The following is a 21,593-nucleotide window of genomic DNA, read 5'->3' as shown; positions in this document are numbered from 1 at the left end:
CCGGATCTTCGTAAATCTTCATGGTAAAATTATATCAGTATAGCTGGGGATAGCCTTCTTTTTGAAGGCTATTTTCAGTTTATAACTAATTGAATTTAAACTTATTTTATTATTTGGTCTATAGCGATACTTTAGTTGCCGGAAACATACATAAAACCCCTGATTTTTATTAACCAGTAAAATAAGTTTTGGTGGTTAAGTAATTCTCTTATCTTTGTATTCATCACTTAAACAGGAGTATATGTTAGCCACCAAGAGCATTCAATCACTGCGTTTAGACGGCGGTATTTTTTGCCTGGATTTTGTGAATACGGTTGATTACCGGAACCGCGAAACTTTCCATGATTACCTGGCAGATTTCAAATCGCTGGTTGCCTGGTACGAGCACACGAAAATGCTGACTCCAAAATTGCTGCATACCATTGAACGGTTAGGAAAGGATTACCCGCAAAAAGCGGCAGCGGTTTTTGCAAAATCATTGCAACTGAGAGAACTGTTGTATGACATTTTTACAGCCATCTTGCAGCGAAAAAATCCTGCAACTGATGTGCAATTGCAATTCAATGCTTTCATTGCTGAAGCATTTTCTAACCTTGAAATGGGGTGGAACAGGGGAGCGGGCGTCCTTCATTTTAATGCGCCGGCTCCGGAGCAATTATATTGGTGGCCGGTAAAATCGGCCGCCGGGTTGTTGACCTCCGACGAGCTGAAGCAATTAAAGGAATGTCCCGCATGCGGCTGGCTGTTCCTCGACAAAAGCAAAAACCAGTCAAGGAAATGGTGCAGTATGTCCACCTGCGGGGATATAGATAAAGTTACCCGGAATTACCAGAAAAATAAAAAGAAGAAACAATGACCAATCTTAAAGGAAACTATGCATCTAAGCTCGTAGCATGTTTGTTAGCTGTTTACATTATCTGGGGATCAACCTACCTGGGAATGAAGATCGCCACCGGGGTCATCCCGCCCTTTATGTTGTCTGCTGTTCGCTTTTTGCTCGCGGGAGCTATTATGCTGACAATAGGTATTATTAAAGAGAAGACATGGCCTGAAAGAAAACAATTGCTGTCGGCGATGCTGATAGGCGTTATGCTCATTGGAATGGGTAATACAGTTACCGCTTTAGGGGTGCATTATATGCCCTCGGGATTGGTAGCGCTATTAGTAGCAGCGGTACCTGCCTGGATTATTGGGTTTGATTGGGCATTTTTCAGCAAACAACGGCCTTCAACGCTCACATTACTTGGAATTGGGGTGGGCTTTTGCGGCTTGTTCCTGTTGTTTAATCCATTTGGCTCGCACCACGAAACCAGGGAATATCCTTTATGGCCGGTAGCCGTGGTAACAGGCGGCTGTATCAGTTGGGCGCTGGGCACCTTGCTGATCAAGCGTTTGCCTATGCCGGCGCAGTTGACAGGCACCGGTATCCAGATGTTCACAGGCGGAGTGTTTGCCTTGTTGCTGAGCTTTTTGATGGAGCCAGGCGCCATTAATACCATTTCCCAAAATACCTCAGAAGGCATCCTGGCATATTTCTACCTGGTGTTTGTAGGTTCGCTTGTAGGTTTCGGCTCTTACAGCTGGTTATCAAAAAATGCCCCGCCCAGGTTAACTGCCACCTACGCTTATGTGAACCCTATTGTGGCCCTGATCTTAGGTTTCCTGGTAGGAAAAGAGGCATTAAGCCCGATAGTTGGGGTAGCCGCTGCGATTGTCATTTCAGGCGTTGTTTTGATGACATTAGGAAAAAAGACAAGTAAATAATTGATAAAGAAGCAGATATATCGTGTATTTCGACAAAATATCTGCTTTTTCCTTCCTTTTACCCCTGAAAAAGGCTATCTTGCAAGTATCACGCTTATACGGGCTCGGCCTTTATCCCGCTCCGGGATAACCCTGTTGATGAACCACCGCCGCTTTCGCTGCACTTTACATACTGTTAATACGGTTCCGCTCTTTTGGGTGCATTTTTTGTTTTGTTGGTGCTGACTCGATTGAAAGTAATTTGATAATAGATTATATAAACTGACTATGCGAAAGACTATTATTGTATCGAACAGGTTGCCAGTAAAAATCTCTGAATCGAATGGTGAATACAATTTACAGCCAAGTGAAGGCGGCTTAGCCACCGGATTAGGCTCTATTTACCGCGAAGGAAACAACATCTGGGTGGGATGGCCCGGCCAGGAAATTTCCGATCCGAAAGAGCAGGAGACTGTTACGAAGCAACTGAGGAAAATGAACCTGTTGCCTGTTTTCTTATCTCAGGATGAAATAAATAACTATTATGAAGGGTTTTCCAATGAAACACTGTGGCCGGTTTTCCACTATATGGGCGTTTATGCCCGCTACGACCAGGGCTATTGGGATGCCTATTACCAGGTGAATAAAAAATTCAGGGATATTATTTTGAAGATAGCCGACCCGGGAGACATCATCTGGATACACGACTACCAGCTGCTCCTGTTGCCGGGAATGCTGCGTGCCGAACTTCCCGAGATCTCCATTGGTTTCTTCCAGCATATACCTTTCCCTTCGTTCGAATTATTCAGGTTAATCCCCTGGCGGGCCGAAATCCTGGAAGGGATGTTAGGCGCCGACCTGATGGGCTTCCATACATTTGACGATACCCGTCATTTCCTGAACGCAGTGAGCAGGATCCTGCCAGCCCAGACTTCAGCCAACGTTGTTTCCTATAACGACAGGGCCATTGTAGTGGAAACATTTCCTATGGGTATTGATTTCGAAAAGTATTCGAAACTGGGAAGCGATCCGGAAGTACAGAAGCAGATGGAGAGACTCAAAGAAAACTTCCAGCAGGAAAAACTGGTGCTCTCGATCGACCGGCTCGACTACAGCAAGGGGATACTCCAGCGTTTACAGGCCTTTGAGCTGTTGCTTCAATTACACCCGGAATATATCGGTAAAGTTGTACTGTATATGATCGTCGTACCGTCAAGAGATACAGTACCGCAGTACAAAGACCTGCGGGACGAGATAGATAAACTGGTAGGCAATATCAATGCCCGTTTCAGAACACTTGCCTGGCATCCTATACAATATTTTTACAGGTCGTTCCCTATAGAAACCTTATCTGCGCTTTACAACTTCGCTGATATCTGCCTGGTGACGCCGATGCGCGATGGAATGAACCTCGTTAGCAAGGAGTATGTGGCCAGCCGCAATAACAACGATGGTGTACTGATCCTCAGTGAAATGGCTGGGGCATCTAAAGAATTAATTGATGCGCTCATCGTTAACCCGAATAATATTGGCGCTATTACCCGCTCCATTGTGGAGGCGATCAATATGCCGAAAGCAGAGCAGGAGAGAAGGATGAAGGCCATGCGTACAGTAGTGGCCAAGTTTAATGTCAACCACTGGGTGAAGCTGTTCATGACCCGTTTAAGGGAAGTGAATGAAATGCAGCAGAATATGCTGGCCCGCAGGGTAAGCCAGGAAACGGCTACACTGATCAGGCACCAATACCAGGTTGCCAAACGACGGATCATTTTCCTGGATTACGATGGTACCCTGGTAGGGTTCCAGTCGAATATCGACCAGGCCTCGCCAGACCAGGACCTGTACCAGCTCCTGAGAGAGTTATCTTCTGTTCCCGGAAATGATGTGGTGATCATCAGTGGCCGGAATCATGTAACTCTTGGAGAATGGTTCGGGCATCTGAAACTGGATCTTATTGCCGAACACGGCGCCTGGCAGAAGACAAAGGAAGGAGAGTGGTACCAGCTCCCCGGCTTAAGCGATACCTGGAAAAAAGAGATCCTGCCAATCATGGAACTGGCTACAGACCGTACCCCTGGCGCTTTTATAGAAGAGAAAAGCTTTTCGCTGGTTTGGCATTACCGGAAGGTGGAATCCGGATTGGGAGAACTGAGAGCGAATGAATTAATGAACACCCTTCGCTATTTTACTGTAGAAAAAGGCCTGCAGGTGCTGCCTGGCGATAAAGTGATAGAAGTAAAGAATATAGAGATCAATAAAGGAAAAGCTGCATTGAGCTGGTTGAATCATCAGCCCTATGATTTCATAATGGCTATGGGAGATGATGTGACAGATGAAGATATCTTTAAAGCGCTTCCCTTAGAAGCCACTACCATCAAAGTAGGAAGCCAGGTATCTGCTGCACAGTACTACCTGCGTAGCTACCACGAAGTAAGGCATTTCCTGCGCACGCTGCCTAAATCCTAAATAATTGCTCGCAAAAAATAAGGAGCGGAGACCTGTACATCTGGATCTCCGCTCCTTATTTTTTAAGTTATATGTTTTACAGGAATATAGGCATATCCATTTTCATGGCTATGCGATATGCTGCGTTCATTAACCCTACATGGCTATATGCCTGAGGGAAGTTACCCCATTGACTGCCGTTGGCAGATTCTACGTCTTCACTGAATAAAAGCAGGTGATTGGAATATTGCAGCAGTTGTGCAAATTCTCTTTGAGCATCTTCCAGTCTGCCTACACAGGCTAATGCCTCTACATACCAGAATGCACACACGAGGAAAGTGGTATGAGGTTTTCCGAAATCATCGGCATGCCGGTACCTGTAGAAAAGTCCTTCCGGTGTTTTCAGTTCTTTTTCAAGTGCAGCCAGGTGATCCCGGGCTCTTTGAGAAGAAGGGTCCAGGTAATTCATCATAATGAGTTGCAGGGTGCTGGCATCCAGGTCTTTACCGCCAGCGGCATTGGTATAGACCTTTCTTTCAGGATCATAACAACTTTCTATATGGGCGGCGGCTTTAGCTTTCAGGGCAGAAGCGCGTTTCAGCAGGTTCTCGTTACCGATGGTCTTAGCCATTTTTTCTGCGGCGCTGCAGCCTGCCCACTGGAACAGGTTCGTATAGCAATGGATGTTAGCCATATTCCTGAACTCCCAGATCCCCGCGTCTTTTTCATCGATGGTCCTTTCTATTTTATTCAGAAGTAATTCTATCCACCTGGCAGAATCTTTTCTTTCCGAGAAGATGAAACGGTGATCAGTATATAGGGGGAGCATTGAGATCAGGACCTGGCCGTAGATATCGTTCTGTATATGCTCATATGCCTGGTTTCCAATTCGTACAGGCTTGTTACCTAAATAACCATCCAGTTCAGGAAGTATATTTTCAGTCAGCGTTTTTTGTCCGGTAATCCCATACAGCGGTTGGTAGCGCATTTCGCCGGAAAAGGAGATATCCGTTATATACCCGAAATATCTTTCCATTTCCTCGAAATGCCCAATGTGATTCAACGCGGTGATCACGTAATAAGTGTCACGCATCCAGCAATAACGGTAGTCCCAGTTTCGGCCACTGTTTGGAAATTCGGGCAAACTGGTGGTGCTGGCGGCTATAATAGCGCCTGTATCTTCGTATTGGTGTATTTTCAGGGTGAGGGCCGAGCGGATCACGTAAGGCTGGAAATAATTGGCGATGGAAGATTGCTTGATCCAGGAGCGCCAGTAAATAATGGTTTCCCTTAAGAAATGTTCTGCGGTACTTACCAGGGCGGCTTCCAGCGGGCGTCCGTAAGTCAGCACCAGGTAACGGGTATCGTTCAGTACAAAATACTCTTGATCGAACAGGTAACTGACAGGGATATTCGTAGTTAACCGGATATTTTCATCACATCCTGCAAATTCGATATGGCTGCTGCCTCGCATGGCTTTTAGCTGGAAAGCGCCATAATCGCAAACGGGGCGACATTTAACCCTGATCCTCGGCGAGCCTTCCAGGGGCTCAACTTTGCGGATCATCATCAACGGTTTAAAGAAACGTTCGTACTGGTAGAACCGGGGCGCGTAGTCGGTGATCCTGTAGCTTCCCTCAGAGGTGGTAATTTCCGTACACAACACGTTGGTGTTTTCCATATAGTACTGGTAGGAAGTATAACCGCCTTCAGGAAGAATGGAAAATTCACCGCCTTTTTCTTTATCCAGCAGTCCGCCGAATATAAAAGTACTGTCCATTCGGGGCCAGCAGAGCCAATCCAGGTTGGTATTTTTGTTGATATGTGCAATAAACGCACAGTTGCCAATAATGCCAGTCTGATAGGTATGTCTTTCCATATCGAATATGTTTAAATTACAGGCTTTCTTGAGGCAAAAGCTGTTCCAGTATTGGTGACCTTTGATATCGCTAATCTGCCGCAAAGAAATTTCGGATTGGGAAGCGAATGGTTTTATGTCAAGCTTTATTGTGGCATCAGTTCTGCCGACCTGATTCTGAGTGAAGTAATTCATCCAATGGTGAACAGGATCATGCAGGGGGGACTTGCTTCCAAATGGTTCTTTGTTAAATACCAGGACCCGGACTATCATATCAGGCTCCGTTTCCTGCTTACAACCCCCGATAAAGTAAGCGAGTTATCAAACCTTCTGAATTCTGCCATTTCCGAATCAGAATACGGTAACCTGATATGGAAAATACAGCCAGATACTTACTCGAGAGAAATTGAACGGTATGGATCGACATCTATGGAAATATGTGAATCCATATTTTTTATTGATAGTTTATTTGCCTTGCCGATTATTGGCTATGTACAGCGCAGAAGCAATCCTAATCTCACGTTTTTGATCGGATTGCGCCTGACAGATGACCTGCTTTCTGACCTGGGGTTAACGCTGCAGGAAAAAATCAACTTTGCAGACGCAGTGCGGAAAGAATACCAGAAGGAGTTTGATCCCTTTATGAAAAAGGTTAACGAGAAATATGCGCTGCATAGAAAAGACATTGCAGAGTTATTGAACAGGAAAAATGATCAGACAGGCAGGTTCAGGGAGATCATGCCGTTGCTGAATCAGCGTAAAGCGGCGTTGAATGAGCAATTGAAAGCTATTTCAGCGCTTAAAGAAGAGCAAAGGTTAACAATTGACCCATTCAGTCTCATGTCGAGCCTGGTTCACATGATGTTAAACAGGTTAATTACACATAAAGAACGACTGCATGAACTCTTGGTCTATGAATTTTTGTATATGTATTATAATGCTGCCCGACACACCTTAAATGCATCAGATATTGCGGTCGACGCCCGTAAGCAACAAGAAATTAATTCATAAGATATATGACGGGAACATTAGTAATAAATGGAGATCGTGTGTTTTTTGAGGAACCATATGGGGTTCTTTACAAACACTCTTCAGGCGATATTGTGAGAATATCCGACTATCATTGGCTAAACTCATTGATTCTTTTCTTTATTCATTCTAATAGAAATCATAATACGACCATCGATGATTTAGTGGACTTTTTTGATAAATCCCGGATCTTTTACCTGCAGAAGAATCCAGTGCCTAAAAGATCTGACGTAGAACACATTGTACGGGAACTATTGGACGGATTAGCGAGAAATGGGTGTATTGTAATGGAAGACGATCGGTGAGGTTGGCTTGTTTACACGATGCAGTATCACCCGGCAAGCTGGGAGCGCCGGAAAAGCTTCATACTTCCGGGCGGATTACTAATTTGCGAGAGGTATCAAACTAATACCTTATTTTAGTAAAAAGACCGATACAATGCAGATTTCAGAGATGCAACAGTATTTACCTCATTTTATTACACCGGAAGCGAAGAATGAAAAGATCTACCTGGTAGCGGGAGACCTGGGCGGCACCAAAACAAACCTTGCGATATGCAGCGTGGTAAACGGAGAGTTAGACATGATCCGCGATGAGAAATTTGCCTCCAAAGACCATGAAAACTTCGCAGAATTGATCAGGGAATTTATCGCGGAAAGCCCCGAAACTCCGCCCCAGCGTATATGCATTGGCGTTGCCGGGCCCGTGGTTGACGGAGAAGTGGATTTAACCAATCTCTCCAGGTCATTGAGCGAGGCGGATATCAGGAAGGCGACCGGTGTGCAGTCTGTGGCGCTGATCAACGACCTGGAAGCAACTGCATACGGGTTGGCCACGTTATCCGCCAGTCACCTGACCACTATACATACCGGTGAAAAGAATGCAGCCGGGAACATGGCGATCATAGCACCCGGAACCGGTTTGGGAATGGCAGGAATATACTGGGATGGTAAATTGCATCATCCGTTTCCTACGGAGGGCGGGCACACAGATTTCGCACCACGAACAGACCTGGATATCCTGCTCATGAGATACCTGCAGGACAAATATGAGATCGTGAGCGCCGAACGGGTGATCAGTGGACCCGGATTAAAAGATATTTTTGAATTCCTGAGAGATGTCAAAGGTCTTGAAGAACCTTACGCTTTAAGAACTGCCATTGCCAATGGCGATGCAGCTGCCGAGATCAGCAAGGGCGCTATCGAAGCAGATATCCCGATCTGTAATAAAACCATGGAATTGTTCGTGCGTTACCTGGCCCGCGAATCCAGTAACCTGGTGTTGAAACTGAAAGCAACCGGCGGACTATTCCTCGGCGGCGGCATACCTCCAAGGATTTCCCAGTTGCTGCAAACAGGAGAATTCTATCATCATTATATGCAAAGCGACCGAATGGCGGAGTTATTGAGCAGTGTGCCGATACATATCGTGGCAAACGATAAAGCTGCTTTATGGGGCGCTGCGTATTATGCCACGCTGATGAAATAATCGTGTATTTTAATGATTTGTTGACCGCAAAGTAATTTGGCAAGGGGAGAGTCAAGCCCACTTAATTTCATGTTAAAATATTCCCCAAAAGCTGCTTTCTTCCAAGGCGCTGAGAATTGAATTATCTGTACATCAGGTAAGGCGCGTTTCAGATATTCAATTCTCAGCGCTTTCATTTTCAATTAATTACACACAAAAAAGGTTTGCAAAAATTGGCCGGCCCGATTTTAAAACTTAAAGAAGTTGGCTATCGGCAGATTCGCTTTTTGTAAGGTTTCGTGTTGATCGATATTTCCTATAATTTATATTATGTTAAATAGAATATCAGGTATATAGACACTACCTACATTTTCTTCTTCTAGGGCACAGCCCATTTAAAACCACTTTTAGGCGTTTTAGGAAGCCCGTTTTCTTCTTCAGACGCTCCTCTAACCCCTTACAAGCTTTTAAATTTCACACTGATTAAAGCGGGAATTTGAATTGGCATCAGTAGCCGGCCAACTTCCTGGCAAAACTTTCTTCAATAACCTCTCTTCTATCTATCTCCCCTTCTAAAAATTTTAAACCGTAGCCGCCGCAGGTTGGTTCGATCTTACATTAATGATCGTACGATTGATATACGGCGTCATAATAACCAGCAACATCAACACGAGGATCAATATTGCGATCAACTCATAATAATCCATCGCATATTTCATGAAAACCTGCTTCTGAACTGCCTTGTCTAACAATGCCGGCGCCACCTTCGCCGCCTGGTCGCTCATTAAACCGCGGCCTTGCAAAGCTCCCTGGTAAGCGTGCAGCCGTTGGGCTGCCTGCACGTTTAAAATTGAAGTATTCTCGCTCAGGCTGTTGGTATGAGTTCGGGAAAAGAATAAAGAGAAATAATTAATGGAGGCTGTACTTAAAGCAAACGACGTATATCTTACGAATACCCCCGCCGTTGAAGCTGAAGCGCTGATCTTTTCTGGTACGGACGAAATAATAAACAAGACGATCGGCGTCAGTAACATGGCGGCTCCCAGACCTTGTATCACCAGCGGCGCAATGAATGTAGACTGGTCCGCCTCCGCCGCAAACAGGAAGTACATAGAACCATGGAACACCAGCAACAGGAAAAAGCCTACCAGCCATATAAACTGAAGCGGGCGGCGCTGGATCACCAGGTTAGCCGCGGTAACTGCACCGATGATGATCCCGATAATATTGTAGATCAGCAACTCGTAGGTATGCAACGGATCCATCCCAAGCACCACGCTGAAGTATGCGGTTGTTACATTAAAAGCCCCGCGAATCACATATAAGCCAGCCAAAAGCACTATCCCGAATACAAAACCCCTCGACCTGAATACTGCCATATTAATAAAAGGACGTTTCAGGTGCAGCTGCCGAACAACAAACACCACTCCCAGGAATATAACGCCCGCCAAACACCACCTGATGGTTGGGTCCTGCAACCAGTAGTACTGCTGCCCGTATATGAGGATGTACCCGATCATAATCAACATAGGCGCATATATGAAAAAGCTGGTCCAGTCGAGCTGGTATAATGGCATTTTGCGGGTTAGATGCACTTTGTTCATGATCAGCAGCAGCAATACCGCCCCGGGAACAAACGCATAGATCATCATTTTATACAGCACATTGTACTCATAATCATCTACCAGCTGCGCCGTCACCAAAGACGTTAAGGAGCTGGCGCAAAGGATCATCCCATAAAAAATCGCATACCCTGTTTCTCTTGCATGCTCAGAACGTAAACGGCTGAACAGCAAAGTGAGGCAAATACTTGTCACGCCGCAGTTCACAATCCCCTGCAGGAACCGGCATACAAACAACCCATACAAATCACGTGACTGGTAAGCCCAGAATGTGATCATTACCTGCAACGCCAGGCAGATAACGAAATATTCTTTCGTAGCAATGCGACTGAAAAAACGCTTCTCCAGCGGCGTAAACGCCACCAGCGCCGCATAGTAGATCAACATGGAAAATTGTATATCATGCGGCTCTACTCCATAAAACCCTGTTGCCGCGTTAACATTCGCGGTCGACAATGCGAACAGCATAACGGTAGGAAACATCACTAAAAAGATGTTTAACCGTATCAGCCATTCAGGGACCCACGAACGAAAAACTTGCTTCTTACCCATCGATCCGTTGATTATTCTTTAGACACTGATACATTGGCATTCATTCCTGCCGCCAACGCTTTTAACTCTTCAGGTTTTCCGTTTAGCCGTATACGTACCGGGATGCGTTGTGCTATCTTTACGAAATTACCGGTTGCATTATCAGGCGGTAACAGCGAAAACCGGCTTCCGGTAGCCCCGGCCAGCGATTCGATCTTCCCGGTGAACGTTTGTCCGGGGAAGGCATCTATGGTAATATGCGCCGTTTCACCGATGGCCATATGACGGATCTGTGTTTCTTTAAAATTGGCAACAACCCACTTACCTGATTCCCAATCAACGATATACGCGATCACTTGCCCTGCCTGGATCAGCTGCCCCCGCTGTACGGTACGCCTTCCCATTTTTCCGTTATAGGGCGCCGTGATGATCGTATACGAAACATTGAGATTGTTTTTGGTTACCACTGCTTCTCTTCTTTTTATCTCCGCTTCCAGCGCTTCCTGCTGCACTCTCGTATCATTGATCCTGGCTACAGAAGCCTGGTAAGCATCCAACGCCGTCTGGTAATCAGACCTGGCTACAGCCAGCGCGGCTTCCACTCTTTCCAACTGCTGTTTGGTAGCCGATTCAACATCATATAGTTTTTTATACCTGTCGTATTCCTGTTCCTGGTGCACCAGCTTTGCCTTGGCAGCTGCAATCTGCGACTGGTTCACTTTAGAAGCCTGCGATGCAGTAGTGACATTGGTCCTGAGAATATCTACCTGCGCCTTGGCATTGAGCAGCGAGGCTTCTGCCTCCTGTTGCTGGGCGGCATATTCACTGTTATCAATGATCACCAGCGTATCGCCTTTCTTCACTTCCTGGTTCTCTTCGTACCTGATCTCCTGTATGTAACCAGTAACCTTTGCCACAACAGGATTGATATATTCATCTACCTGTGCGTCATTTGTTTCTTCGTAATTAAAGTGATGGAACAGGGTCTTAATTCCCCAGATTAATAGTAAGATGACCACGATGATGGCGATAATCGTGGTGATCCTGGATATCAGCCTGTCGGTTTTATTGGTATTGGTATTGATATTCGTCGTGTTCATATGCTAAAGGTTGCCTGTTGCTTTCAATAATTGATAATACTGGAGCTGTGCTGTAACAGCCGCGGTGGTGAGGTCGAAACGTGCCTGCAGAAGCTGCGTTTCAGCATCCAGCAGATCTGTAAGCAGCGATAATTGATTGAAATAGGTATTGTTGACAATCCTGAAATTTTCTTTAGCCTGGGTAATATTATCATTGGCTACCTGTATGCGCGTTAACGCTTCAGTATATCTCAGGTACGCAGTTCTTACCGCTTCTCTGACCTGGTCCTGGATATCGGCATGTTCTATCTCCTGCCGTTCAAGGTTGATCTTCGCTTCAGCTTTTTTATGTTTGTTCTGGTAAAGAGCCGAAAGCGGCATACTTGCCTTCACTCCTGCCTGTCCGAGTCCGTATAATGAAATGGCATAGGGATAAAATTGGATCTGCGGATAAGTGTAGCCATACTCCGCATAGAGTCCCACCTTTGGCAGGATGTTGCTTTTTACGTCCTTTAGCCTTAATTCACTGAGCTGTGTTTCTTTTTCTGATATCTTGAATTCGAAGGAATTATGGTAAGCGTCGGCTACAAAATCTTCGTAGCTACGGTCGGCATGCGCATCTACGACCAGGGTATCCATAGCCAGTTGATTATCTACGCTGTCTGGCTGCCCTATCATGATGTTCAGCCGCTGATTGGCGATCTTTATGCCGTTCCTGATCTCCAGCAACGACATCCGTTGTTTGGAGAGGTTCAGTTCCGCTCTCAGTACATCGCTTTTCAATACTACTCCGTTCTTAAAAAGCTGCCTGATCTCTTCCAGTTCTTTTTCACGGTCACGGATATACTGGTTGAGCACCTTTTCGTACATCCTTCCCCGGTACACATCAAGATATAAAGCCGCTGCTTTATAGCGGATCTCGGAGGCCGTCAGCTTTTGCTGTTCCTTGGCTAATTCCGCCTCCGTTTGCCTGGCTTTTATTTCACGGGATGTTTTGCCGCCGTTATAAAGATTCAGGTAAGCATCTCCCCCTACCGAATAGTACTCATGCACTACCGGAAACTGCGTGGGCGCCTTGAAAAGGCCGTCTTCGTATATGGCCAGGTTAGATACTCTCGCATACAAACCATTTGCCTTTACTTCCGGTAAACGTTCGTCTTTTGCTGCTTTGGTCCGTTCTTCCAGGCTTTCGACACGGAGATATTGCATTTGCAACTGCTTGTTATAAACCTCCGCCTGTTTCCATACATCCGTTAACGTTAGTGATCTTCTTTCAGGGTCCTGGCTCCTGGCCTGGTGAGTGATACAAATCATAGTGATCACCACCACGACCAACCAGTTATTAACTTTTATAAACATATTTAAGGTGATGAAGATGCAAAGTTCCGATTGATGCCATTAATTTATTTTCTATAAATTGCCATAAAATTGCTAGAACCGGCCAAAATGGAAAATCCAATTACCGAACAAATATTTGCTGAGGTTGATGCAATACCTGAATCTACCTACGTATGGCATTGGAAAACAGAACATCACTTCTCTTTCCATAAGCATAACAAAGGACAGCTGACCTATGTTGAAGGCGGCGTTGCTTTTTTATACACCAGGGATAAAACCTATTTCCTGCCTGCCAGGCATTACATGTGGGTGCCAGCGGGCGTTGAGCACTACTTCGTTCACCGCTACCCTGCTAATTATGTCAGGAACATTTACTTCTATGCAGAGCCAGGGGACAATGACGATCCGTTCTACAGTAAAACGGGCAGTTACCCGGTTAACAACCTTCTGTTGGAAATGATCCTTTACACAGGCCAATGGGATGGCCATATCACGCCGGGGGATAAACGGTTCACATTCCTGAAAGCCATGAAGGAAATGCTTCCTGAGATCAGTAAAACGCCTCTGCCTATTAATCTTCCCACTACCGACCATCCGCGCCTGCAACCGGTTTTGCGGTACATACACGAAAACCTGGCTGAAAACCTCACTCTCGATGTCATAGGTCATGAATTCAGCCTCAGTGAAAGAACCCTTACCCGGCTGTTCAGGAATACAATGGATATTTCCTTCTTCCAATACTTAAAACTGGCCCGGATGATTAGAGCCCTGGGATACCTGCTGGAAACCAGGAAAACGGTTAACGAAATTGCCTGGGATACCGGCTATAACAGTGTTTCAGCATTCAGCAATACTTTTTATAAACTCATAGGGAAACGGCCCAGTGAGTTCCAGCATAAAGATCAACGGGAACCGGAAGAACCGGACATAACATTATGATAGAATTTATGAGAAAGATTTTGCAAATTAGTCCCTACAGCAAAAATCTAAATCAGCACAATGAAGACTTATGCGACACTATCCTGCATCATTGCAGCTTTCAGCCTGTTTTCCGCCCAGGCGCAGAACAAAAGGCCCGCTACAGCTAATAACCCATCAGATCTACCTCCCGCCAGGTCTGTTACTTTGAATCCTGATACCACTGTTATTACCTCTCATGATGTAACGATCAATGGTCAAAAAGTCCCCTACCGGGCCATTACCGGTACTCAGCCCGTTTGGGATGCAGACGGGAAAGTAATGGCAGGTCTTTTTTATACTTATTATGAAAGGACCGATGTTAAAGACCGTAGTACCAGGCCTTTGGTGATCTCCTTTAACGGCGGTCCAGGCACTCCCTCCGTCTGGATGCAGATTGCCTACACCGGTCCCCGTTTGCTTAACATAGACGACGAAGGCTACCCGGTACAACCTTACGGTATACACGAAAATCCGCACTCCATCCTCGACATAGCCGATATATTGTATGTAGACCCGGCTAATACGGGTTTCTCAAGGGTGTTAGCCAAAGACGCCGCCAGGGAAAATTTCTTCGGTGTGAACGCTGATATCAAGTACCTGGCCGAATGGATCAATACCTTTGTATCCCGGCATAACCGCTGGGCTTCTCCCAAATACCTGATAGGCGAAAGCTATGGAACAACCCGCGTTTCAGGACTGGCGCTGGAATTGCAGAACGCTCAATGGATGTACCTGAACGGGGTGATCCTCGTTTCGCCAACAGAGCTGGGCATCTCCAGGAACGGACCTGTTGACGCCGCGTTGATGTTACCCTACTATTCCGCTACTGCATGGTACCATCATGCCTTGGCGCAGGACCTGCAATCGAAAGACCTGACAGACTTCCTTCCGGAAGTGGAACAATTCACCATCAATGAACTGATACCAGCTATCAGCCAGGGCGGCTTCCTCGACGATCAGAAACGGAAAGCCATGGCAGCCCGGATGTCGCGCTATTCTGGGCTTTCAGAGAAAGTGATCCTGCAACATAACCTGAAAGTACCACCGCAATTCTACTGGAAAGAGTTATTGAGAGATAAAGGATATACCGTAGGCCGCCTCGACTCCCGGTACAAAGGAATAGACCGGGAAGACGCCGGCGACAGCCCCGATTACAACGCCGAACTCACCAGCTGGCTTCATGCCTTTACTCCCGCCATTAATATCTACCTGCGGGAAGAACTGAAATTTGATACCGACCTTAAATATATGATGTTCGGCCCTGTGCATCCGTGGGACAGGAATAACGATAATACAGGAGAAAACCTGCGCCAGGCAATGGCAGCCAACCCCTGGTTGCATGTCATGATCCAATCTGGCTATTATGACGGCGCCTGCGACTATTTCAACGCCAAATACAGCATGTGGCAGCTGGATCCCGGTGGCAGGTTAAAAGACCGTCTTTCCTGGAAAGGTTACCGCAGCGGCCATATGATGTACCTCCGCAAAGATGACCTGAGCAAAGGCAACGAAGATATCCGCGAATTTATCCGTAAATCCATTCCGAAGCCGGGGCAGCCCGCCAAGTATTGATTTCACGCAAAAGTGTTTCACGCAAAGGGGCAAAGTTGGCAAAGAGACATAAGATTTTTTATAAGGGACATAAGTTTTTTAAGAATATTAAGAGGGCAAAGAGCGAAGATTGTGTAATACCTATTACATAATCTCCGCTCTTTATTTTTCTTTCTTCTACTTAAAAAACTTATGCCTTTTCTTAAAAAAAACTTATGTCCCTTATAAAAAATCTTATGTCTCTTTGCCAACTTTGCCCCTTTGCGTGAAATACGCTATCATTGTGGAGCTATGGATAAACAAAGGATAAAAAGGGTGCTGATCTATGCAGCCAAATGTGTTACCGGCGTACTGGCCGTACTGGGCCTTTCATTTCTATTCAATTATGATAACGTTGTCTGGGTTTTGATATCTGTTATGCTGGTATTATCGCCGGATGGTTCGGATGCGGTAACGTTGGCGGTTACACGTATTAAGGCTAATATCATTGGCGCCATTTCGGGTTTCCTGTTGATCCTTATTCACCCGAATATGATAGTAATGATGTCTATAGCTGTGATGATCACTGTGCTCCTTTGTAATTTGCTCCGGCTGGAACCGGCTACCCGCACCGCGCTGGCGGCAACAATTATTGTGATGACCCATGAAGCGGGCTCTCATCTTTGGGATACGGCGGTGGAAAGGGTGTTATCTGTACTGGTGGGATGTTTATTAGGACTACTTATTACATTTATTTTTCATAATAAGTACGCCAGCCAGGCGGCGGAGATTATTTTACCCCGTCCCATGGATAAAGGCGGCGAATAATGGCAACTCCAGAATTTCTTCAGAATTTTTATTTTATATTTGAAAACTGAAGGAGTTGATGCATGAAGAAAATGATATATGTCGCGGGATTGGCCTACAGCTTTGTTTCCTGCTCTTTTTCAACCGTACTTGCCCAGGCAGCTGATTCTATAAAGCCTGCAAAGGATTCAAGTTACCAGATCAATAAAGAACAATTTAAGCAGCTGACCAGGACAGAAAGCCTGGAATGTACGCTTACAGGCGTATTGGTACCTGCCGCCATGGTGGGTTATGGCTTCTATGCACTCAACAATCCTACCCTCCGGGATGTAAACCATCATACCAAAGGTTGGTTCAAAGAGATCCCTAACAACACAGATTTTCGTCCCCGCACCAAGATCGACAACTACCTGCAGGTGGCCCCGGTAGCGGCAGTATATATCCTGAATATGGCTGGCGTAAAGGGAAAACATAACCTCAGGGACAGGTCTATCCTCCTGGGCATGTCGGCCTTGTTGACATCAGGAGCCGTGGTAGGCATCAAAAACTGGACAAACGAGCAACGCCCTAACCAACAGGACTGGCTGTCGTTCCCCTCAGGACATACGGCAACTGCGTTTGCAGCAGCTGAATTCATGTGGCAGGAATATAAAGACGTATCGCCTTGGATAGGTATGACCGGTTACATTGCGGCAGCAACAACCGGCGCACTGCGTATGTATAACAATAAACACTGGTTAAGCGATGTAGTGGCGGGAGCTGGTTTAGGTATCCTGAGCACTAAAGCTGCCTACTGGGCTTACCCATGGATACAGCGTAAACTTTTCAAGTCTGGCAACTCTTCCGGCGCCAGCAAAATAATCATGCCTTCCTATAATCCCCAGTTTAAAAGCGTAGGACTCACATTAACCCTGTTCCCGGGCAATTAAATCGCTTACCCGGCAACAGGACTTCCATGCATTTATAGTATAACAGTATGCAACAGGTCTGGCACCTGGCGCCATCCCTTTACCCCTACAAATTATCAACTTATTGCTTGATAACTTAACGTCAGAACATCCTATATACACCAGGTGTAAATAGCCATTCCACATTATAAAACAAGAAAAATTATCAATATTTAAGTATTTGGGGGTTAACCTCTAAAGCTGACTTTGGCTACAAACACCTTGCTCGATCGATGAAGCAAAGTTGCAGGATTCTGCTGGAAAAATTTGTGATCTATTTGTTAATGTGGGAAAAAATTATTGACTTTATCCCGTAAACGCATTTTAGGGGTTATTTTAACATCAGTCTATTTAACATGCGATTTACAATCCTCTGCCTGGAACACGTTAGATTAGTATTATCAAAATGACACTAAAGAAGTAATTAGCCCACTATAAAGATATCCTTCAAAACCGTAAGACTTCATGTTTCATTCCATCCCTCTCTTATAAAACCATTTGAAATGCTTGTACCGGTATTTATTCTTCATGCTGTGGTACCTATACTTCAGGACTATACGAAACCAGGGCTACCTGTTCAAAGAGAAAAAACACAGGCCTGTTCCCGGCGAAGACGCGATAAAAGCAGTCAGAATTGTAGGCGTATCAACAGCGCTTTCAGTGCAGCCAGATACCTGCGTAGCGTAAAGAACCTGTCTCCAAACCGGTTCGTAACAGTAGCTGTGAACCAGATCATCACTACCAACATGGGCACTACCCGCCAGGCCAGGTTGCTGGAAAACCTTGCCCCTGGCGAAGAAAGAAGATTAGGGCATTCCGATCATGTAAAAGATGGTAAATACCAGATCTACATCGGCTATGAAATACTGTGGGCAAGATATGTTCCGATACCCGACTGGTATGTAAAACCACAAAAAAATGAACAGGCTCCCCCACCCGGTTCACTCCTGCAACATCAGCACCAGTCGGCGCTGATCAAAGAAATGGAAGAGAAAAATGATCTGTTATCCTAGACGGGGCGTCTTTTTTTCTTCTCCGAAAAAACTCAGCCAAACCATGGTAAAGAAAACACCAACAACCGCTCCTGCTGATACATCTTCCAGGAAATGCTGGTTTAAATACATCCTGGAATAAGCCACCAGCAAAGCTAAAAACAGGTAAAGCAAAGCAAACTTCTTATTCCGGGCATAGTACGAAAGCACAGTTGCCGCTGTAAAAGCACAGATGCTATGCCCCGATGGGAAGCTCCTGAGGTTGTCCAATACTTCCACTCCCGGCACCAGGTACAGGTCGTGCAGCCGGTCAAAGAAATACCTGTAAGGACGCGGATAACCAACCAGGAATTTAAGTGTAAAGCTTATTACTGCTGTGAACATATAGGCCGTGGCCATCACAAACCCCATCTGTCGTCTTATCAATACCAGCAGCAAGGATATCAGCACGGCGGCGGAAACGCTTCCCAGGTGAGTTGCCAGCGGGAAAAACCTGTCGCCCCATGCTGTATGAAGCCTGTTGATCTGCAGGTAAACGGTAGGCCTGTCTACCATCAACCGCCAGTATAAAAGCGCCGCCAGTATGCCCAATAATGGCCATAACAAGACCTTCACTTCCTTGTATACACGCAGAAAACTGTTAACGAATTTCTTCATACCACGATCAGCCTAAAATACGACGGTGATAATTCACCTGCCCGAGGTGATAATTCAAATGGCTGATGAGGTAAATAAGCACCTCGCCGGTTGGCATCCTGGTGTTAAACATAACCAGCGGGAATTCCTTTTCCAGGTCCTCCTGTGTTAATGCCGCAATAGTAGTTAATACCACTCTCCTGGTATTGCCAATAAGCTGTAGCAGCTCCTCAACCGGTACATCCTTGTTGCTGAACTCAAGGTCGCGGTTCCTTACATAACCTGAATTCCCAAGTACCGCGCCGATAAAATGCTGCAGGTTACCGCAACAATGCAAAACGAGGTTGCCTGCGCTGTTATTGATCCCCGGCACTACTTTCCAGATATCTCCGGCATTTTCATACGCCGTAATTTCTTCCTCCAGCTTACTGAGATCCCGCTCATATAAACTGATAAATGTTCCTGTTAGCATAGGCTAAAGTTAATGAAAAAGCGGCTGTCAACGTTTGATATTATTGTAAACTGTTTCCAGGATTGATTGCGCCTGTTGCAGGTCAGCATGCCCAACTCCCTGTTCCGTCAGCTCTACCACCGATAACGCCAACGGGTAAACTTTTTCTTTCAGCTTGCGCCCTGTAGTTGTCAGCCATACCCTTTTGCTCCGTTTATCCCTTTCATCTGTTTTCCTGTTCACCAATCCTCTTTTCTCTAAGTTTTCAAGCAATTTTGTAAGGCTGGCTTTATCTTTACCCGTTTTATCGGCCAGGTTCTGCTGCCTGCTCCCGTTATCTTTTGCCCATAAATGCTTTAAAACAAAATACATGTCAGGAGTGATATCAATACCTGCCTGCATAAATACCTGTAATAACCTTAACCTGTAGGCTGTATGGATTCGTATAACCGTGCTGGCAATGTTAATTCTCAGTCGTTCGCTGATGTCGGAATTTTTCATAGATTGGTTAAAATATTATGCTAATTCAAAAGCGGCATTGATCTTTCAATCAACTTCCGGTAAACATAACTAATCCCAGGTTTGTTTTAAAAACATAACTTAACACAATGGCTACAACACAACCAATAGACTGTCTCCGGCCACCAACCCGGGACGCATATATTCAGTTTTTAGGGGTGGTTGGCCTGCTATGCATATTGTCTTTCATGTAGAGGCTATCCATGGCAATAGATATTTTTTGCTGATGATTAAGACTGATGCTTATCTTCAGGGGGCTTAAACTGATCGCATTGGGCATGATCCGGATGCCGAATACGGTAAACACTTGTGGCGCCAAACTATAAATTTTTTGTATGATCCTTACCAGTATCTTAGACAACGATTTTTACAAGTTCACCATGCAGCATGCTGTCATCAAGCTGTTTCCGAAGGCCCGTGCAAGGTATACCTTCATTAACCGCGGGAAGCATGCCTTCCCTCCCGGCTTTGCTGAAGCGCTGAAAGCAGCGGTGAACGATATGAGGCATTTACAATTGACAGCCGAAGAAAAAGAATACCTGGCCATCACCTGCCCTTACCTGGATCCTACTTACCTGGACTTTCTCCAGGGTTATAGGTACGACCCGTCTGAAGTATATATCTCGCAACATGGCAACGACGTGGAAGTACTGACCAGCGGCTACTGGTACAGGACCATCCTCTGGGAAGTTCCTTTAATGTCGCTGATCTGCGAATTGTACTACCGGCTAACAGGCGAACAGCGGGTGGGCGATGAAGAGGTTATCCGGATCACCCGCGAGAAAATAGAAAAGTATAAAGAGCTGGGAGTTACTGTAGCCGAATTCGGAACAAGACGGCGTTACTCATTGGATGTTCATCGCCTGGTTGTTCAAACCCTCAAACAATATGGCACCGGTTCCTTTATCGGGAGCAGCAATATTTACCTGTCTATGCAGAACGGCGTTAAGCCTGTAGGTACTCATGCCCACGAGTGGTTCATGTTCCATGCCGCCAAATACGGTTTCAAAATGGCTAATATGCTGGGCCTTGAAAACTGGGTGCAGATCTACCGGGGCGACCTGGGTATTGCGTTATCCGACACCTACACCAGCACCGTATTTTTCGAACAATTCGATAAGAAGTTCGCCAAATTGTTTGACGGCGTACGGCACGACAGCGGCGATCCCATCATCTTTGCAGAAAAGACCATCACCCATTACAAGAAAATGGGAATCGATCCTCTGAGCAAAACCATCATCTTCTCTGATGGCCTGGACTACGAAAAAGTGGCGCATATAGCAGAGCATTGCAAAGGGAGGATAGGCATGTCGTTCGGCATCGGAACTGACTTCACGAACGACGTAGGGCAGCCCGCTATGAACATCGTTATTAAAATGTATGAAGCGCTCCCCGAAAATGCGCCCCGCTGGACGGAAGTCGTCAAACTCTCAGACACCAGCGGCAAATACACGGGCGACCCCAAAATGATCACCCTTGCCCGGGAGATGCTCGACATCGTTTAATTTTCACGCAGAGCTTTTCTCGCAAAGAGGCAAAAGGAGCAAAGAGCGCAAAGAAATTTTTTAAGGGAAAAGAAGAAGCAAAGGATCAAAGATTAGTTATAAAACACAATCTTTGATCCTTTGCTTCTCTAATA

20 protein-coding genes are annotated in these 21,593 nt (G+C 45.7%); 11 read left to right on the top strand and 9 right to left on the bottom strand.

Features of this window, described 5'->3' with window-relative positions; translation table 11 throughout:
- The first annotated feature begins 241 nt into the window (after nt 1-241).
- From BLV62_RS09610 to BLV62_RS09600, 3 genes are all read left to right on the top strand, one after another.
- Entirely contained in the window at nt 242-856 is a 615-nt protein-coding gene (locus BLV62_RS09610; RefSeq protein WP_089761078.1) for a CGNR zinc finger domain-containing protein, read from the top strand.
- Nucleotides 853-1,764, top strand: a complete 912-nt coding sequence (locus BLV62_RS09605; protein WP_089761076.1) for an EamA family transporter — start codon at nt 853-855, stop codon at nt 1,762-1,764. Before BLV62_RS09610 ends, BLV62_RS09605 begins: the two co-directional genes overlap by 4 nt.
- Nucleotides 1,765-2,031: 267 nt before the next feature.
- Nucleotides 2,032-4,209: a bifunctional alpha,alpha-trehalose-phosphate synthase (UDP-forming)/trehalose-phosphatase gene (locus tag BLV62_RS09600; RefSeq protein ID WP_089761075.1), complete on the top strand. Its 2,178-nt coding sequence runs from the start codon at nt 2,032-2,034 to the stop codon at nt 4,207-4,209.
- A gap of 76 nt (nt 4,210-4,285) precedes the next feature.
- On the opposite strand, the gene BLV62_RS09595 is transcribed toward BLV62_RS09600, so the two are convergent.
- Complete coding sequence (locus BLV62_RS09595; protein WP_089761073.1) at nt 4,286-6,067, bottom strand: glycoside hydrolase family 15 protein; 1,782 nt, start codon at nt 6,065-6,067, stop codon at nt 4,286-4,288.
- 54 nt (nt 6,068-6,121) lie between these two features.
- Between BLV62_RS09595 and BLV62_RS09590 the strand changes: the two genes are divergently transcribed.
- A complete protein-coding gene (locus BLV62_RS09590; protein WP_168927881.1) occupies nt 6,122-7,057 on the top strand; it encodes a thiopeptide-type bacteriocin biosynthesis protein in 936 nt (311 codons plus the stop codon).
- 456 nt (nt 7,058-7,513) lie between these two features.
- The gene (glk, locus tag BLV62_RS09580; protein ID WP_225889616.1) at nt 7,514-8,563 is read left to right on the top strand and encodes a glucokinase; all 1,050 of its coding nucleotides are present in this window, start codon (nt 7,514-7,516) and stop codon (nt 8,561-8,563) included.
- On the opposite strand, the gene BLV62_RS09575 is transcribed toward glk, so the two are convergent.
- The 4 genes from BLV62_RS09575 to BLV62_RS09560 form a co-directional block, all read right to left on the bottom strand.
- Nucleotides 8,542-8,739 (bottom strand): hypothetical protein, encoded by a 198-nt coding sequence (locus tag BLV62_RS09575; protein ID WP_089761066.1) that lies wholly within the window; start codon nt 8,737-8,739, stop codon nt 8,542-8,544. The genes glk and BLV62_RS09575 overlap by 22 nt on opposite strands.
- A 384-nt stretch (nt 8,740-9,123) precedes the next feature.
- On the bottom strand, nt 9,124-10,716 hold the full coding sequence (locus BLV62_RS09570; protein WP_089761064.1) for an MFS transporter: 1,593 nt from the start codon (nt 10,714-10,716) through the stop codon (nt 9,124-9,126).
- An 11-nt stretch (nt 10,717-10,727) separates the two neighbouring features.
- Complete coding sequence (locus BLV62_RS09565) at nt 10,728-11,795, bottom strand: HlyD family secretion protein (RefSeq protein ID WP_089761062.1); 1,068 nt, start codon at nt 11,793-11,795, stop codon at nt 10,728-10,730.
- A 3-nt stretch (nt 11,796-11,798) separates the two neighbouring features.
- Complete coding sequence (locus tag BLV62_RS09560) at nt 11,799-13,133, bottom strand: TolC family protein (protein WP_089761060.1); 1,335 nt, start codon at nt 13,131-13,133, stop codon at nt 11,799-11,801.
- 87 nt (nt 13,134-13,220) lie between these two features.
- On the opposite strand from BLV62_RS09560, the gene BLV62_RS09555 reads away from it, so the two are divergent.
- The 5 genes from BLV62_RS09555 to BLV62_RS09535 all read left to right on the top strand — a co-directional run bounded on the left by BLV62_RS09555 (nt 13,221) and on the right by BLV62_RS09535 (nt 18,369).
- Nucleotides 13,221-14,051 (top strand): AraC family transcriptional regulator, encoded by an 831-nt coding sequence (locus BLV62_RS09555; protein WP_089761058.1) that lies wholly within the window; start codon nt 13,221-13,223, stop codon nt 14,049-14,051.
- A gap of 60 nt (nt 14,052-14,111) precedes the next feature.
- Nucleotides 14,112-15,644, top strand: a complete 1,533-nt coding sequence (locus tag BLV62_RS09550) for a S10 family peptidase (protein ID WP_089761057.1) — start codon at nt 14,112-14,114, stop codon at nt 15,642-15,644.
- A gap of 270 nt (nt 15,645-15,914) precedes the next feature.
- Complete coding sequence (locus BLV62_RS09545) at nt 15,915-16,430, top strand: FUSC family protein (protein WP_089761055.1); 516 nt, start codon at nt 15,915-15,917, stop codon at nt 16,428-16,430.
- 62 nt (nt 16,431-16,492) lie between these two features.
- Nucleotides 16,493-17,338, top strand: a complete 846-nt coding sequence (locus BLV62_RS09540) for a phosphatase PAP2 family protein (RefSeq protein WP_089761053.1) — start codon at nt 16,493-16,495, stop codon at nt 17,336-17,338.
- A gap of 521 nt (nt 17,339-17,859) precedes the next feature.
- Nucleotides 17,860-18,369: a hypothetical protein gene (locus BLV62_RS09535; RefSeq protein WP_089761051.1), complete on the top strand. Its 510-nt coding sequence runs from the start codon at nt 17,860-17,862 to the stop codon at nt 18,367-18,369.
- Here BLV62_RS09535 and BLV62_RS09530 read toward each other — a convergent pair.
- From BLV62_RS09530 to BLV62_RS28290, 4 genes are all read right to left on the bottom strand, one after another.
- Entirely contained in the window at nt 18,361-19,005 is a 645-nt protein-coding gene (locus BLV62_RS09530) for a phosphatase PAP2 family protein (protein WP_089761048.1), read from the bottom strand. The genes BLV62_RS09535 and BLV62_RS09530 overlap by 9 nt on opposite strands.
- 7 nt (nt 19,006-19,012) lie before the next feature.
- Entirely contained in the window at nt 19,013-19,456 is a 444-nt protein-coding gene (locus BLV62_RS09525) for a DinB family protein (RefSeq protein ID WP_089761047.1), read from the bottom strand.
- Between the two features lie 27 nt (nt 19,457-19,483).
- Nucleotides 19,484-19,936: a MarR family winged helix-turn-helix transcriptional regulator gene (locus BLV62_RS09520; protein WP_089761045.1), complete on the bottom strand. Its 453-nt coding sequence runs from the start codon at nt 19,934-19,936 to the stop codon at nt 19,484-19,486.
- A gap of 163 nt (nt 19,937-20,099) precedes the next feature.
- Entirely contained in the window at nt 20,100-20,273 is a 174-nt protein-coding gene (locus BLV62_RS28290; protein WP_168927880.1) for a hypothetical protein, read from the bottom strand.
- Nucleotides 20,274-20,289: 16 nt separating this feature from the next.
- Here BLV62_RS28290 and pncB point away from each other — a divergent pair, with 16 nt between their 5' ends.
- The gene (pncB, locus tag BLV62_RS09515) at nt 20,290-21,459 is read left to right on the top strand and encodes a nicotinate phosphoribosyltransferase (protein ID WP_089761043.1); all 1,170 of its coding nucleotides are present in this window, start codon (nt 20,290-20,292) and stop codon (nt 21,457-21,459) included.
- Nucleotides 21,460-21,593: the final 134 nt, after the last annotated feature.

The organism is Chitinophaga terrae (ex Kim and Jung 2007) (assembly GCF_900107795.1).
In the GTDB taxonomy this organism is placed as follows: domain Bacteria; phylum Bacteroidota; class Bacteroidia; order Chitinophagales; family Chitinophagaceae; genus Chitinophaga; species Chitinophaga terrae.
Note: the sequence above shows the minus strand (reverse complement) of the source record. Positions and strands in the feature narration are given on the sequence as shown.